Annotated in this window: 13 protein-coding genes; 4 read left to right on the top strand and 9 right to left on the bottom strand. The window is 71.9% G+C overall.

Features of this window, described 5'->3' with window-relative positions; all coding sequences use genetic code 11:
* Positions 1 to 33 precede the first annotated feature (33 nt).
* From AB0I67_RS10670 to AB0I67_RS10650, 5 genes are read right to left on the bottom strand one after another with little or no spacing between them, the layout of a single operon-like run.
* Positions 34 to 420, bottom strand: coding sequence for a hypothetical protein (locus AB0I67_RS10670; RefSeq protein WP_357920940.1), 387 nt, complete (start codon positions 418 to 420; stop codon positions 34 to 36).
* On the bottom strand, positions 417 to 863 hold the full coding sequence (locus AB0I67_RS10665) for a hypothetical protein (protein WP_357920937.1): 447 nt from the start codon (positions 861 to 863) through the stop codon (positions 417 to 419). The genes AB0I67_RS10670 and AB0I67_RS10665 overlap by 4 nt, the downstream gene beginning before the upstream one ends.
* 9 nt (positions 864 to 872) lie before the next feature.
* A complete protein-coding gene (locus tag AB0I67_RS10660) occupies positions 873 to 1667 on the bottom strand; it encodes a carbon-nitrogen hydrolase family protein (RefSeq protein WP_357920934.1) in 795 nt (264 codons plus the stop codon).
* 10 nt (positions 1668 to 1677) lie between these two features.
* On the bottom strand, positions 1678 to 2169 hold the full coding sequence (locus AB0I67_RS10655; protein ID WP_357920932.1) for a hypothetical protein: 492 nt from the start codon (positions 2167 to 2169) through the stop codon (positions 1678 to 1680).
* Positions 2166 to 3839, bottom strand: coding sequence for a RyR domain-containing protein (locus tag AB0I67_RS10650; RefSeq protein ID WP_357920929.1), 1674 nt, complete (start codon positions 3837 to 3839; stop codon positions 2166 to 2168). The genes AB0I67_RS10655 and AB0I67_RS10650 overlap by 4 nt, the downstream gene beginning before the upstream one ends.
* 70 nt (positions 3840 to 3909) lie before the next feature.
* Between AB0I67_RS10650 and AB0I67_RS10645 the strand changes: the two genes are divergently transcribed.
* Positions 3910 to 5853, top strand: a complete 1944-nt coding sequence (locus AB0I67_RS10645; protein WP_357920926.1) for a hypothetical protein — start codon at positions 3910 to 3912, stop codon at positions 5851 to 5853.
* Between the two features lie 4 nt (positions 5854 to 5857).
* Here AB0I67_RS10645 and AB0I67_RS10640 read toward each other — a convergent pair whose 3' ends face one another.
* Genes AB0I67_RS10640 through AB0I67_RS10630 form a run of 3 tightly spaced genes read right to left on the bottom strand, consistent with a single transcriptional unit; the run spans position 5858 to position 9581 of the window.
* Positions 5858 to 7024 carry an amidohydrolase gene (locus AB0I67_RS10640; protein WP_357920923.1) on the bottom strand — a complete coding sequence of 389 codons (1167 nt, stop codon included), beginning with the start codon at positions 7022 to 7024 and terminating at the stop codon, positions 5858 to 5860.
* The gene (locus tag AB0I67_RS10635; protein WP_357920920.1) at positions 7021 to 7851 is read right to left on the bottom strand and encodes a DUF418 domain-containing protein; all 831 of its coding nucleotides are present in this window, start codon (positions 7849 to 7851) and stop codon (positions 7021 to 7023) included. Before AB0I67_RS10635 ends, AB0I67_RS10640 begins: the two co-directional genes overlap by 4 nt.
* Positions 7848 to 9581 (bottom strand): alpha/beta hydrolase, encoded by a 1734-nt coding sequence (locus tag AB0I67_RS10630; protein ID WP_357920917.1) that lies wholly within the window; start codon positions 9579 to 9581, stop codon positions 7848 to 7850. The genes AB0I67_RS10635 and AB0I67_RS10630 overlap by 4 nt, the downstream gene beginning before the upstream one ends.
* Before the next feature lie 26 nt (positions 9582 to 9607).
* Here AB0I67_RS10630 and AB0I67_RS10625 point away from each other — a divergent pair, with 26 nt between their 5' ends.
* Positions 9608 to 10780 carry a pyridoxal phosphate-dependent aminotransferase gene (locus AB0I67_RS10625; protein WP_357920914.1) on the top strand — a complete coding sequence of 391 codons (1173 nt, stop codon included), beginning with the start codon at positions 9608 to 9610 and terminating at the stop codon, positions 10778 to 10780.
* 12 nt (positions 10781 to 10792) lie between these two features.
* Here the strand turns inward: AB0I67_RS10625 and AB0I67_RS10620 are convergent, their stop codons facing one another.
* Positions 10793 to 11722: a LysR substrate-binding domain-containing protein gene (locus AB0I67_RS10620; protein ID WP_357920911.1), complete on the bottom strand. Its 930-nt coding sequence runs from the start codon at positions 11720 to 11722 to the stop codon at positions 10793 to 10795.
* A 117-nt stretch (positions 11723 to 11839) separates the two neighbouring features.
* Between AB0I67_RS10620 and AB0I67_RS10615 the strand changes: the two genes are divergently transcribed.
* Together AB0I67_RS10615 and AB0I67_RS10610 are read left to right on the top strand one after the other, a co-directional pair.
* Positions 11840 to 12391: a peroxiredoxin gene (locus AB0I67_RS10615; protein ID WP_357920908.1), complete on the top strand. Its 552-nt coding sequence runs from the start codon at positions 11840 to 11842 to the stop codon at positions 12389 to 12391.
* 3 nt (positions 12392 to 12394) lie between these two features.
* Complete coding sequence (locus AB0I67_RS10610) at positions 12395 to 12931, top strand: carboxymuconolactone decarboxylase family protein (protein WP_357920907.1); 537 nt, start codon at positions 12395 to 12397, stop codon at positions 12929 to 12931.
* The last annotated feature ends 50 nt before the right edge of the window (positions 12932 to 12981 follow it).

Below are 12981 nucleotides of genomic sequence, written 5' to 3'. Positions count from 1 at the left end.
GACACCCGAAGGGCTACGCTGCGTTGGCAGACCCTACGGAACGGGTATGCGTTCGATGCGGATGGAGAAGACCTCCTCGGGCGGGACGATCACCTCGTAGGCGCCGTGGTCGACCATCCAGTAGCCCAGGGCCTCGGCCTTCATCCCGCTGTGGCCGGTGTAGGCGATGTGCAGGCCGTTCTCGTCCTCGTCGAGGACCAGGCACGGCTCGCCGCCGAACGCGCCGACGGTGCGGACCAGCACCAGCCACTCCAGCTCCGTCCGCCGGACGGTGCGCCGCCAGTAGCCCGAGGCGGCCTCGAAGCCGTCGGCGGCCTCCTCGCTGAAGAGCACCACCTGGTCGCTCTCCGGCCCCAGCGCGGCGGGATAGGTGGTCTCGCGGTAGCGGGCGACGAACCCGTTGGAGATGGGGACACTCATGCGGCGGGCCGCCAGGTCAGCCCGTCGTACTCGGCGAACGGCCGCCAGTCCGACCCGGTCACGTGGGTGATCTCCGCGCCCGCCGGGATGGGCATCGGCATCGTGTGGAACTGCGGCACCACGTGCTCGCGCGAGGTGGTGAAGCCGTTGCCCGCGAACGGGGCCACGTCGCTCCAGTCGCCGCCCATGTGCGGCCCGTAGGGCACGGCGTAGGTGTCCACGTCGCGCGCGTACCACCGCATCACGTACAGCTCGGGGACGTCGGCCGTCAGGTGCGACCCGTCGAAGGACAGATCTAACCCCTGGTAGAGCAGGCGCGGGCTGGTCAGCCGCGCGCAGTCCTGGACGCGGTAGACATAGCCCGAGATCACCGTGCGCCTGCCCGACAGGTACGGCACGAGCAGGTGCGGCGGCACCACTTTCTGCATCTGCGTCCTGCTCATGGATCTACCTTACTTTTCGATCGACCCGAGCACTCGATGTTCCAGGCATGGCAGGGTAGCCCGGGCCGAAGCGGTGAAATCGGTGTCGATCCGGACCACCCCCACGCCCGGTCCGCTGCCCAGATCGCTGCGGACCACGCCTAGCGGATCGACCAGGAGGCTGCGGCCGATGCCGAACCCGTCGGAGGACTCGGCCGGGTTGGGCGCCTGGCCCACGGCGGCGGTCCACGTCGTGTTCTCCAGGGCGCGGGCGCGCACCAGGGTGAGCCAGTGGTCCTCCTTGAGCACCCCCGACCCCCACGCGGCGATCACCGCGAACAGCTCGGCGCCGCGGTCGACCAGGGCTCTGGTCAGCTCGGGGAAGCGCACGTCGTAGCAGGTCACCAGGCCGACCCGGAGCCCGGCCAGCTCGACCACGACCGGCTCGTCCCCGCGGGCGACCAGCGTGGACTCCTGGGCGCCGAAGGAGTCGAACAGGTGGATCTTGCGGTAGGCGGCGGCCAGCGAGCCGTCGGGGCGCAGCGCGACCGCGGTGTTGTGGACGCGGCCGTCGGCGCCGGGCTCGAAGGTGCCGGCGATCACCGCGACGCCGTGCTCGCGGGCGGCTTCGGCCAGGCCGGCGACGAAGGGGCCGTCGAGCGGCTCGGCGAGCTCGGTGATCCGCTTGCCGTACCGGGTCAGGGCGGCCTCGGGGAAGATCGCCAGGTCGGCGCCCTCGGCGGCGGCCAGCGCCTCGCGGGCCCGCTCCAGGTTGACGGCGGGATCGGGGGAGACAGGGATCTGACAGAGGGCGATGCTCGTCACGCTGCCGAGCCTAGCGCTCCGCGGGCTCCTCCCTGGCGGCGCCCGGCGGCCAGATCACCCGCACCCGCATGCCCCGCCGCCGCGCCGCCTCGACCACCTCGGCGGTGCCGCCCGGGCCGCGGGAGGGCCCGCCGTCCCAGACCGCGATCAGCTCGTCGGCGCGGGCCAGCAGTTCCTCGGCCGCGGCCTGGTAGGCGGCCTCGCCCGCGGTGCGGAAGGGCAGCGGGTGCACCAGGCTGGCCTTGCCGAGCAGGGTGTCGTAGCACTCGCGTGCGGCCGGCGGCAGCGACTGGCGGTAGTCCTCGGCGGGCAGCACCACCTGGAGCTCGCCGCCGGCCCAGATCATGGCGTCGGCGAAGATCTGGTCGGCCCCCTCGGCCAGGCAGGACACGCCGACCAGCGGGCGCTGCTCGGCGTCCAGCAGCTCCTGCAGCCGCCTGGCCACCAGCCCCGCGGTGCCGGCGCTCAGCTTACGGTGCCCGGTGACGGCGATGACCGTCATCGCGCGTCCCGCTTCATCCGCACCACCTGGAAGCCCGCGACGGCCAGGATGTTCGGGATGGCCTGCACCGCGTTGCGGTCCTTCGTCCGCGCCTCCTCCGACAGGTTCGACCAGTCGCAGACGTCGGGATGGCTCTTGCGCTCGTCGTCACGGGCGGGACCGTGCTTCCATCCGGCGTCCAGCATCATGATCACCCATCGGTCGTGTTCGGCCTTCGCCATGCTCTCGATGTCCTGGTCGGTGAAGGTGTACTCCACCTCAGGATCCACCCGTGGCCCCAGGGTGCAGCGCACCCCCCGCAGCTTCCTCCCGATGTCGGCGGCGAGCTGGCGGTTCGACTCCTTCTTCTCCGCGGGCAGATCATCCCATGGCACCATCGAGGGGTTGAACATGACATGATCGCCCAGCGCGTACTGAGCCGTGAGGTAGTGCTTGTGCAGCCAGCGGGCGAGCGTCTCGACGAGGTCCTCGCCGATCAGCCGCGGGTCGCCGGCCGCCTCGGCGACGGCGAAGATGCGCAGCGCGCCGTCCAGGCCCTCCAGCAGCGCGGTGTCGTGCACCGCGTCGCGCAGCGCGGTGGCGTGCTCGACCCGGATCACCAGCGAGCCCACGCCGCCCAGCCACAGCCGCGGCGAGGTGAGCGCGATCTTGAGCGCGAGGTTCTGGTCGTCGTAACACACGTAGACGCGCTCGGGCGGGTCCATCGGCAGGTTGCCCGGGAGCTGCACCTCGTCGGCGTCCAGGTTGAGCGGGGTGATGTCCAGCTTGGCCAGGGTGGCGGCGTGCCGGGCGGTCAGGAGCGCCACCTCCTCGCTCGCGCGGGCGTCCACGACGGTGACGGCGAGGTTGTCCTTGGCCTGCTCGCGCTGGTGCCACTGGCGGGCCATCTCCAGCAGCAGCATCTGCCCGAAGCGCGACAGGCCGAGGATGATCACCGGGCCTCTGACCGGGTCGCGTTCCAGCAGCACGCGGGCGGCCAGCGCGTCGGGGCTGAAGAAGTCGAGCCGCCCGGCGCTCTCCGGCAGGCCGAGGCGGCGGGCGCGCAGGGCCAGGCACAGGTCGGGGTCGGGGATCAGCGCGTAGGTGGCCACGTGACGGCCGGCGAGGGCGTGGGCGGCCTGGGCGATGCCGATGTTGGTGGCGCTCTCCTCCTCGCAGGCGTAGAGCGTGGCGGCTCGCGGCAGGCCCGCCGTGCGCAGCACCTCGGGGTCGCGGGCGTCCCCGGCCACGTGCAGGATCGCGCTCGTGGGAGGCGCGGTCCTGCTCACCATCACCACGCGCCGGTGCTCGGCGCGCAGCCGCTCGGCGAGCACGATCGCCAGCGGTCCCGACCCGCACACCACCGCGTGCCCGCGCGAGCGGCGGGCGCGGAAGCGGCGCAGCTCCGTCGAGAACAGCAGCACGCCACCGGCGACCAGCACGTAGATGGTGGTGGCCGGCGCGGTGAAGCGGGCGATCTCCAGGCTGAGCGGCAGTGCCGGCGCGGCCATGTCGAGCGGCAGCGGATCCAGCACGAACAACTGCAGGTCGTAATAAAGCAGATCCAGGAAGGTGTACGGCTGCCGCAGCGCGTCGAGGTGCTGGGCGAATCCCCGCAGGCCGAGAAGTAAGGACGCGATGGTGAGCGTCACGAAAGAGGCCCGCAACAACCAGGGAGCGGGATTCCTCATATAAAGGACGATATCTTGCGCACCCGTCGCGCAAAAGGATCGGCCGGGGTTTGATTGGGGGGTGAACTCCGTGAACGCCTTTCTGGCCTGGTCCTCCGAGGCGGAGGGTTTCGAGGCCGTGAGCCGCGCCGTGCAGGCGGTCAAGGACATCCTGCGGGAACGCCAGTACGGGTGTTACGACTGGGCGGAACAGCCCCACAGCCGTAATATCGGCACGGAAATCCAGGAGCAGATCCGGAAATCGGACATCCTTATTCTCGAAGGCAGCACTATTCGCCCGAATCTCGCCTTCGAGGTGGGATTCGCCCGCGCGCTCGACCTGCCGGTCGTGGTGATCAAACAGGAGGGCACCAAAGAACTGCCCGAGGACTTCGGCGCCCCCCGCTACCTCAACTACCCCAGCGAGGCGGGCAACGAGGCCGGCTTCGCCAAGTTCGAGCTCGACTTCGGCCGCCAGCTCGAACGGCTGGAGGAGGGCTCGCTCAGCCGCGGCCACCGCGCCCTGCGCAGCCGGCTGACGCTGCTCAACCGCAACATCCAGGACGTGCTCAACGGGCACGACCTCGACCACCCGCAGCTCCACCTGCGCAGCGGCTGGCTGCAGGCGCTGGCCTCCGAGGTGGGCAAGTCGGGCCGCCAGAACCTCATCACCGACGCCGACTACTACTCGCACTGCTTCGCCGAGCTGCGCGAGTGGAACGGCGGCCCGATCCACGCCATCGCCGACCTGACCGACGACACCGAGACCTTCTGGCAGTCCGACCTCGAACACCCCGAACAGATGAGCGCCCAGGTGACCGAGCGCATCTTCCTGGTCGACTGGCGGCTGTTCTTCCAGGAGGAGGGCGAGCTGTCGCGCTACATCACCATGTGGGCGCAGCAGAAGGCGAGCCTGGCCGAGAGCGACTACGAGATCTACGTGGCCGCGGTGGACGACGTCATGCCCGGCCGCGCCCTGCAGCACCCCTTCGGCGACGCCGCCGTCGGCCGCCACCTGCTGCTGCTCAACCCCGACTGCATCGGCGGCTACCGCAAGCGCAGCGAGGGCGGTCCCGGCGAGCGCCGCATGCTGCACATCGAGCGCGACGCCCACCGCTTCAACGCCGCCCGCCGCTACTACGAGTCGATCAAGAACAGGGCGGTCCGCTTCGAGCTCACCCACGACTTCCACTCGCTCAAGCGCGACTGGCTGGCCAAGCTGCAGATCGGCCGCTGGGACCCGCACTGGACGGTCCGCACCGAGCGCCGCTCGCCGGCCTACTTCGACCGCTACGACCAGCACATCCGCTGCTGGATCCCGAGCTACGACCAGATGGTCCAGGACTGCTCGGCGCTGGTCGCCAGCGAGATCATGCGCATCTTCCAGGAGCTGGACAAGTCGGTGTCCATCCTGGAGATCGGGTACGGCACCGGCAGCCTCACCGAGGCGATCATGCCCTGGATCCGCACCCTCTGCGAGCCCTTCGACCGGCTCGGCCTCGACTACCCGGTCGACCACTACCGCGCGGTCGACCGCGCCGGTCAGATGCGCCGCCTGGCGCTGACCAAGCTCGGCTCCGGCACCACGCACGTGCTGCGGCTGATGGAGAAGAAGGCCTGGGAGGACATCGAGGAGAACATCCAGCACAACGTGATCTTCGGCTCGCTGGTCACCCACTTCCTGCTCGGCATGGAGCCGGACGAGAAGAAGGTGGACACCTTCTTCGCCGAGTGCGTGCAGCGGCTGGCGCCGGGCGGCAGCCTGGTCTTCGCCGACTGCTTCGGCCCGGACACGCCCGAGGAGCGCGAGCTGGAGGTGGAGAACTGGCGGCTGTGGATGATCGACAACGGGCTGTCGGAGGAGTACGTGGACGCGTACCTGGCCGGCAACCAGGACATGGTCAACGCCGTCGCGGTGGGCGAGCTGGAGTCGGCGGCGGCGCGGTACGGGTTGCGGAAGGTCAAGGAGAAGGTGGTGGGCGGCACGCAGATGTTCCGGCTGCTCGTCTTCCGGCACGATCCGGCCGCGCGGTGAGCGCCTAGCCGAGGAGGCGGGCGGCGGCGGTGTAGGCCAGGGCGAGCGCTCGGGCCACCGCGCCCACCGCCGCGTCCGGCGGGAGGAACGTGGGCTCGTGCAGCCCCGCCCGGGCGAAGCCGGGCGCCCCGCGCAGGCCCGCGAAGATCATCAGGGTGGGCAGCTTCCCGCCGTAGTGCGCGAAGTCGTCGCCGCCGCACGAGCGCCACGGCGGGGCCGCCGCGAAACCGGCCGCGGGCAGGCCGCGCCGTACCTCCTCGGTCAGGGCGGGGTCGTTGACCAGCGGCGGCTCGCTCTTGGTGACGGTCAACCGGGCCCGGCAGCCGTGCGCCGCGGCCACGTGCTCGACCGTCTCCCACACCGCTTGGCGCAGCGCCGCCTGGTCGGCCTCGGTCATCGAGCGGATGGTCAGCCGGGCCTGCGCCAGCCCCGGGATGACGTTCTCGGTGTGCCCCGCGGCCACCATGCCGACGCTGAGCGTGCCGCCCTCGACCGGGTCGAGCCGCCGGCCGACCAGCGTGTGCAGCGCCACCACGGTCTGGCAGAGCGCCAGCACCGGGTCGCGGGTCCGGTGCGGGTAGGCGGCGTGCCCGCCGGAGCCCTCGATCTCGACCAGCACCGCGTCCGCCGCCGCGTTGACCGTGCCGGGCTCGGCGCCCAGGCTGCCCCACGGCAGGTCGGGGTGGACGTGCACGGCCGAGACCGACGCCACCTGCTCGGCGGCCAACTCCCCGGCCCGCAGCACCGCCACCGCCCCGGACGGATGGCGTTCCTCGCACGGCTGGAAGAGCGCCACCAGCGGCGCGGGCAGCCCGTCCCGCACCGCCACCCGGGCCGCCGCCCGCACCACCGCGGCCAGCGCCGCCGCGTGCACGTCGTGCCCGCAGGCGTGCATGTGCCCGTTGGCGGCGGCGAACGCGGCCCCGGTCGCCTCGGTCATCGCGAGCCCGTCCAGCTCGGCCCGTAACGCCACCGCCGGACCCGCCGCCCCCACCCGGGCCAGCAGGCCGGTCCCGGCCACCACCCGGTGCCCGGGCAGTTCGCCGGCGATCAGCGCGGCCGTGCGGTGCTCCTCCCCGCCCAGTTCCGGGCAGGCGTGCAGGCGGTGGCGGAGGTCCAGGGCGCGGGGGATCTCGTCGTCGAGCGCGTGCAGGAGCGCGGCGAGGGTCACTCCTGGAGTATCCGCCGGTTCGGCACCCGCTCCAAGCGGGTCAGGCAGCGCCAGACCCACTCCAGCGGTCCGTAGCGGAAGGCCGACAGCCACCACCAGCTCACCGCCGCCTGGACGGCGAGGGTGAGCCCGGCGACCGTCCAGACCGGGCCGTGGGTCAGCGCGATCACCACGGTGCCGGACAGGTAGTTGGTCAGCGCCATCCGGCCCATCCGCTCCAGCGGCGGGAACGGCGGCAGCAGCAGGAAACCGGTGGCGTAGGCCGCCGCGCCGCTGAGCGCCGACAGGGTGAACAGCAACCACGAGCCGGTGCTGAGCCAGCCCCACACCAGGCAGCCGGACAGCAGCGCCGAGGACACGAACGCGTACGGCAGGAGCCGCCCCGGCGGGCGCAACTCCATGATCGCCATCCCGACGAGCAGCAGCCCCGGGATGAGCGCCGCGCCGCCGCCCTGCCAGATCGCCACGCCGACGGCCGCCACGCCCAGCGCCAGCACGGCGAGCCCGGGCAGGAACGACGCCGGCAGCAGGGCGAGCGCGCCCCAGAAGGCGTAGTCGGTCAGCACCTCGCCCGGGTAGAAGGTGTGCTGGATCACCCCGAAGCAGAACAGCCACAGCAGCCGCCGCAGCAGCATCCAGCGGGAGCTGCCGCGCAGGATGAGCACGAAGCTCACCCCGAACAGCGCCGAGAAGATCGGGTAGAAGCGCCCCTGCAGGAAGCCCTCGATCAGCCGTTCCTGCGTGCCGCTGTGCTGCCAGGTGTTGACCACCATGATCCCGCACACCGCGAAGCCGCGGAGCGCGTCCAGCCGCCTGATCCTCGTCACAGCATCCAGAGCACCCACCATAGGAGAAAACCGGTCGCCACCGTGGCAGACGCGAGGTGCGGCCAGCCGCGCCGCCGGGTCAGGGCCAGCAGCGACAGCCCGGCCGAGACCGCCAGCAGGACGGTCAGCTCGCGGGCCACCACGCTCGGCACGCCCAGCCCGAGCACCACCTGGTTCGTCTTGAACTGGGCGTAGAGCACCTGGAAGCTCAGCCCGAGGAAGGCCAGCCCGCTCAGCCCGGCGAACGCGGTCAGCGCCCAGCCCCGGCCGCCCCCGGCCACGAGCTGCAGCACCGAGAAGAGCGCGAACAGCGCGAGCGGAAAGCCCAGCCAGGGCGTGCCGAGCAACCGGTACGGCGCCGCCGTCAGGTGCACCTCCTCCGGCCCCACCCGCTCGTACGGCGCGGCACACCCGACCGGCTGCGCGGCGGCGGCCGGATCGGCCACGAAGGCCCCGATGACCCGCCGCCCGCACGCGCCGGAAAGGAAGACCGCGTGCCCCACCCCGGGAAACTCCGCGAACCGCGCGTTCGGCAGCGCGGCCGCGGCCGGGCGGGCGGTGCGCGGCGGCGTGGTCGGGTCGAGCTCGCCGCCCACCACCAGCACCGGGGCCTGCGTCGTCGCCTTCGCGGGCTTGCCCTTCGGCAGTGCCCACTCCCGGCACAGCGCCCGGTCCACCTTCACGGTGAACAGCCTGGGTTCGGCCGGGAAGGCGTTGAAGGGCACCTCGTCCTGGCACTGCACGGCGTGGTAGAGGCCCCAGTCGTGGGAGACCAGCGCGGGCGCGATCTGGTCCATCAGCGGGCGCAGCACCTCGGTGCGCCCGTCGGCGAGCGCGCCGACCAGGACGGGCGCGACGGCCAGCACCGGCGCCTCGTGCAGCGCCTCGGCGAGGAAGGCCTTGAGATCGTCGCCGGTCAGCCGGGTGGTGAAGGACGTGCCGCGGACCGGATCGAGCGCGGGCAGCTCGATCGGGTGGGCGTCGGCCTGCCGTACCGCCTGGTCGAACTGTTCGCGCAGGCCCAGCCTGGTCAGGGTGTCGAGCAGGTTGCGCTCGGCGTCGTCGTACCACGCGACCTGCTCGGGCAGGAAGGAGTCGAGCACGACCGCGCGGGTGCCCTCCGGGTCGAGGGCGGCGGCCTGGAGCATCGAGCGGGTGGAGTAGCTGACGCCGAACAGGTTCCACTGCGGATAGCCCAGCGCGGCGCGCAACGCGGGCACGTCGGCGGCGATCTCGGCGGTGGTGTAGCCCCGCGGGTCGACGCCCTCCTCACGCAGCCGCGCCAGGCACGAGCCCGCGCCGGACGGCCGGGCGCGCAGCTCGTCGAGCAGGAGCTGGGCGGTCTCGGGACAGCCGAGGCTCGGCTCCGACCAGCGGCTGCCGCGCTGTTCGAGGGCGATCACGTCGCGGTCGGGGAAGGCCTGCCGGAGCAGGCCGAGCAACTGGAGCGAGGCCGAGCCGGGGCCGCCGCTGGTGTAGACGACCGGGTCGGGCTTGCGCTGCATCGAGGTGGACATGTGCCGGGCGAAGCCGACCTTGATCGTGCGATCGGGCGCGTCGCGGCGTTCGGGGACGATCAGGAAGCCGCAGCGGGCCCCGCTGGGCACCCGGACCGGGCAGGCCGACCACTCGATCCCGGCGGGCTCGGGTAACTCCCCGGCCGAAGCGGGCCGCGCCGCGGCCGCGAGGGAGAACAGACAGGCGAGCGCGAGCAGGACCCGGGAGAGCACGGGGCGAGCCTATTAGGGTGGCGTCCGTGAGCGAACCCCTTGTCACCCGCATGCGCGGCTTCGGCACCACGATCTTCGCCGAGATGAGCGCCCTGGCCCTGCGCACCGGCTCGATCAACCTCGGGCAGGGCTTCCCGGACACCGACGGCCCCGACTCGATGTTGCGCCGCGCGGTCGAGGCGATCGGGTCGGGCGCCAACCAGTACCCGCCGGGTCCGGGCCTGCCGGAGCTGCGCCAGGCGGTCGCCGAGCACCGGCTGCGGCACTACGGGCTGGAGTACGACCCCGACGGGGAGATCCTGATCACCGTGGGCGCCACCGAGGCCATCGCGGCCAGTGTGCTGGCGTTGTGCGAGCCGGGCGACGAGGTGATCGCCTTCGAGCCGTACTACGACTCCTACGCCGCCTCCATCGCGCTGGCCGGGGCCCGGCTGGTGGCGGTGACGCTGCGGCCGGACGAGACCGGCCGGTTCACCTTCGACCCCGCCGAACTGCGCGCCGCGGTCACCCCGCGCACCCGGGCGATCCTCGTCAACTCCCCGCACAATCCCACCGGCACCGTCCTGACCCGCGCCGAGCTGGGCGAGATCGCCGCGCTCTGCCAGGAGGCCGGCCTGATCGCGATCACCGACGAGGTCTACGAGCACCTCACCTTCGACGGCGTCGAGCACGTGCCGCTGGCCACCCTGCCCGGCATGCGCGAGCGCACGGTCATGATCTCCTCGGCGGGCAAGACCTTCTCGGTCACCGGCTGGAAGACCGGCTGGATCTGCGCCCCCGCGCCGCTGGTGCGGGCCGTGCAGACGGTGAAGCAGTTCCTCACCTTCACCGTCGGCGGCCCCTGGCAGCTCGCCGTCGCGCACGGGCTGCGCCACGAGCTCGGCTGGGTCGCCGAGCTGCGCGCCGGGCTCGAAGGCAAGCGCGACCGCCTCATGGAGGGCCTGGCCGCCGCCGGGTTCGGCGTGCTCAAGCCGCTGGGCACCTACTTCGTGCAGACCGACATCCGGCCGCTCGGCCACGCCGACGGGCTCGACCTCACCCGCCGGCTGCCGGAACTGGCCGGGGTGGTCGCCATCCCGACGCAGGTCTTCTACGACCACCCCGAGCGCGGCCGGCACTTCGTGCGCTTCGCCTTCTGCAAGAAGGACGAGGTGATCGACGAGGCCGCGGCGCGGCTCAAGCGGCTGAGCGCCTCCTGAGCTCCCGGCCGGTCAGGCGGACGGCACCACGGTCACCGGCAGCTTGCGCTGCCTGACCGCCGTCCGCACCGCCTTGGCGAGCTGGCTGTACTCCGCCGCCCGGGCCGAGGAGGCGCGGTAGGCCAGGCCGATCGTCCGGCCCGGCGCGGGCGGCGCGAACCGGCGCAGCGCCAGCCGTACCCGCTTGCCCGTCTCCACCGGCACCGCCGACTCGGGCAGCAGGGTCACGCCCAGCCCGCCCGCCACGAGCTGGACCAGCGTGGGCAGGCTGGTGGCGTAGGTGGTCGCGGTGGCGCGCGCGCCGACCTCCCGGCACACGTCTATGGCCTGCTCGCGCAGGCAGTGCCCCTGGTTGAGCAGCACGATGTCGAGGTTCTTGAGCGCCTCGCGGGAGATCGGCCCCTCGCCGCCGGCCAGCGGATGCCCTTCCGGTACGGCCAGCAGGAAGTCCTCGTCGTAGAGCGGCTCCTCCACCAGCCCGCCCAGCTCGGTGGGCAGCGCGAGCAGCACCAAGTCGAGCCGCCCCTCCCGCACCTCCTCCAGGATCGTCTCCGTCTTGGCCTCGTGCACGGTGAGCTTGAGATTGGGGAAGCGCCGCGCGAACATGGGCAGCAACGCGGGCAGGACGTACGGGGCGACGGTCGGGATGACGCCCAGATGCGCCGGGCCGCTGAACGGCTCCCGCCCCGAAGCCACCTCGGCGACCAGCTCCTCCATCTGCGCCAGCACCCGCTCGGCCCGCCGCGCCACCCGCTCGCCCGCGGGCGTCAGCAGCACCTTGCGGGTGGTGCGTTCGAGGAGCTGGGTGTCGAGGATCTCCTCCAGCGCCGAGACCGCCCCGGACAGCGCCGGCTGGCTCATCCGGAGCGCGGTGGCCGCCTCCCGGAAGTGGAGATGGTCGGCTACCGCGAGGAATGCCCGCAGTTGAGCGAGGGTGGGCATGGGCTCACTGATAGGAAACACCTCTCAGATTGGTCCGACTGCTCGATTTCTCGAATCAATGCTACGTGGGGGAGGGTGGGGGCACGGACCACGAATCCACAGCAAGGAGATACCGAGTTGCTCACCGTCGGTGACCACTTCCCCGAGTACGAGCTGACCGCCTGCGTCGACCTCGACCCCGACAAGGCGTTCGCGCAGATCGACCACAAGACCTACGAGGGCAAGTGGCGCGTGGTGTTCTTCTGGCCGAAGGACTTCACCTTCGTCTGCCCGACCGAGATCGCCGAGTTCGGCCGGCTCAACGGCGAGTTCGCCGACCGTGACGCGCAGGTGCTGGGCGTCTCCGTCGACTCCGAGTACGTCCACCACGCCTGGCGCAAGGACCACGCCGACCTGCGTGACCTGCCCTTCCCGATGCTCTCCGACATCAAGCGCGAGCTGTCGGCCGACTGCGGCGTGCTGGGCAAGGACGGCGTCTCGCAGCGCGCCACCTTCATCGTGGACCCGAACAACGAGATCCAGTTCGTCATGGTGACCGCCGGGTCGGTCGGCCGCAACGTCAAGGAGGTCCTGCGGGTCCTCGACGCGCTGCAGTCCGACGAGCTGTGCCCCTGCAACTGGAACAAGGGCGAGTCCGGCCTGGACGCCAAGGCCCTGCTGGGCGGCTGACCCATGAGCGTCGAATCCCTCCGCGAGGCTCTTCCCGCCTACGCCAAGGACACCAAGCTGAACCTCGGCTCGGTCACGACCACCTCGTCGCTGACCGACCAGCAGCTCTGGGGCGCCGTCCTGGCCTGCGCGCTGACCACCCGCTCGGCGCGGGTCATCGCGGCGGTCTCGGCCGAGGCCGGGGCGAAGCTGTCGGCCGAGGCGTTCACCGCGGCCAAGGCGGCGGCCTCGATCATGGCCATGAACAACGTGTACTACCGGTCCACGCACCTCATCGGTGACGAGACCTACAGCACGCTCCCGGCCAAGCTCCGCATGACGGTCATCGGCAACCCCGGCGTCGACAAGGTCGACTTCGAGCTGTGGTGCCTGGCCGTCTCCGCGATCAACGGCTGCGGGCGCTGCCTGGAGTCGCACGAGCAGGTCCTGCGCGGCTCCGGCATGCCGCGCGAGCAGATCCAGGAGGCGCTCAGGATCGCCGCGGTGATCAACGCCACCGCGGCGACCCTGGAGGCCGAGGCCGCGCTCGTCACGGTCTGACCCCTCCCACGGGACGCCCTCTTCCTTCCGGAAGGGGGCGTTCCGTCGTT

Origin of the sequence: Nonomuraea sp. NPDC050310, assembly GCF_040655795.1 — a bacterium.
GTDB lineage: Bacteria > Actinomycetota > Actinomycetes > Streptosporangiales > Streptosporangiaceae > Nonomuraea.
The sequence above is the reverse complement of the archived record's forward strand: the minus strand, read 5'-3'. Positions and strand labels throughout refer to the sequence as shown.

Excerpts from the sequence above, each read along its gene's own strand:
- AB0I67_RS10655 (WP_357920932.1), bottom strand. The coding sequence starts at position 2,169 with ATGACGGTCATCGCCGTCACCGGGCACCGTAAGCTGAGCGCCGGCACC.
- AB0I67_RS10610 (WP_357920907.1), top strand. The coding sequence starts at position 12,395 with ATGAGCGTCGAATCCCTCCGCGAGGCTCTTCCCGCCTACGCCAAGGAC.
- AB0I67_RS10650 (WP_357920929.1), bottom strand. The coding sequence starts at position 3,839 with ATGAGGAATCCCGCTCCCTGGTTGTTGCGGGCCTCTTTCGTGACGCTC.
- AB0I67_RS10620 (WP_357920911.1), bottom strand. The coding sequence starts at position 11,722 with ATGCCCACCCTCGCTCAACTGCGGGCATTCCTCGCGGTAGCCGACCAT.
- AB0I67_RS10665 (WP_357920937.1), bottom strand. The coding sequence starts at position 863 with ATGAGCAGGACGCAGATGCAGAAAGTGGTGCCGCCGCACCTGCTCGTG.
- AB0I67_RS10670 (WP_357920940.1), bottom strand. The coding sequence starts at position 420 with ATGAGTGTCCCCATCTCCAACGGGTTCGTCGCCCGCTACCGCGAGACC.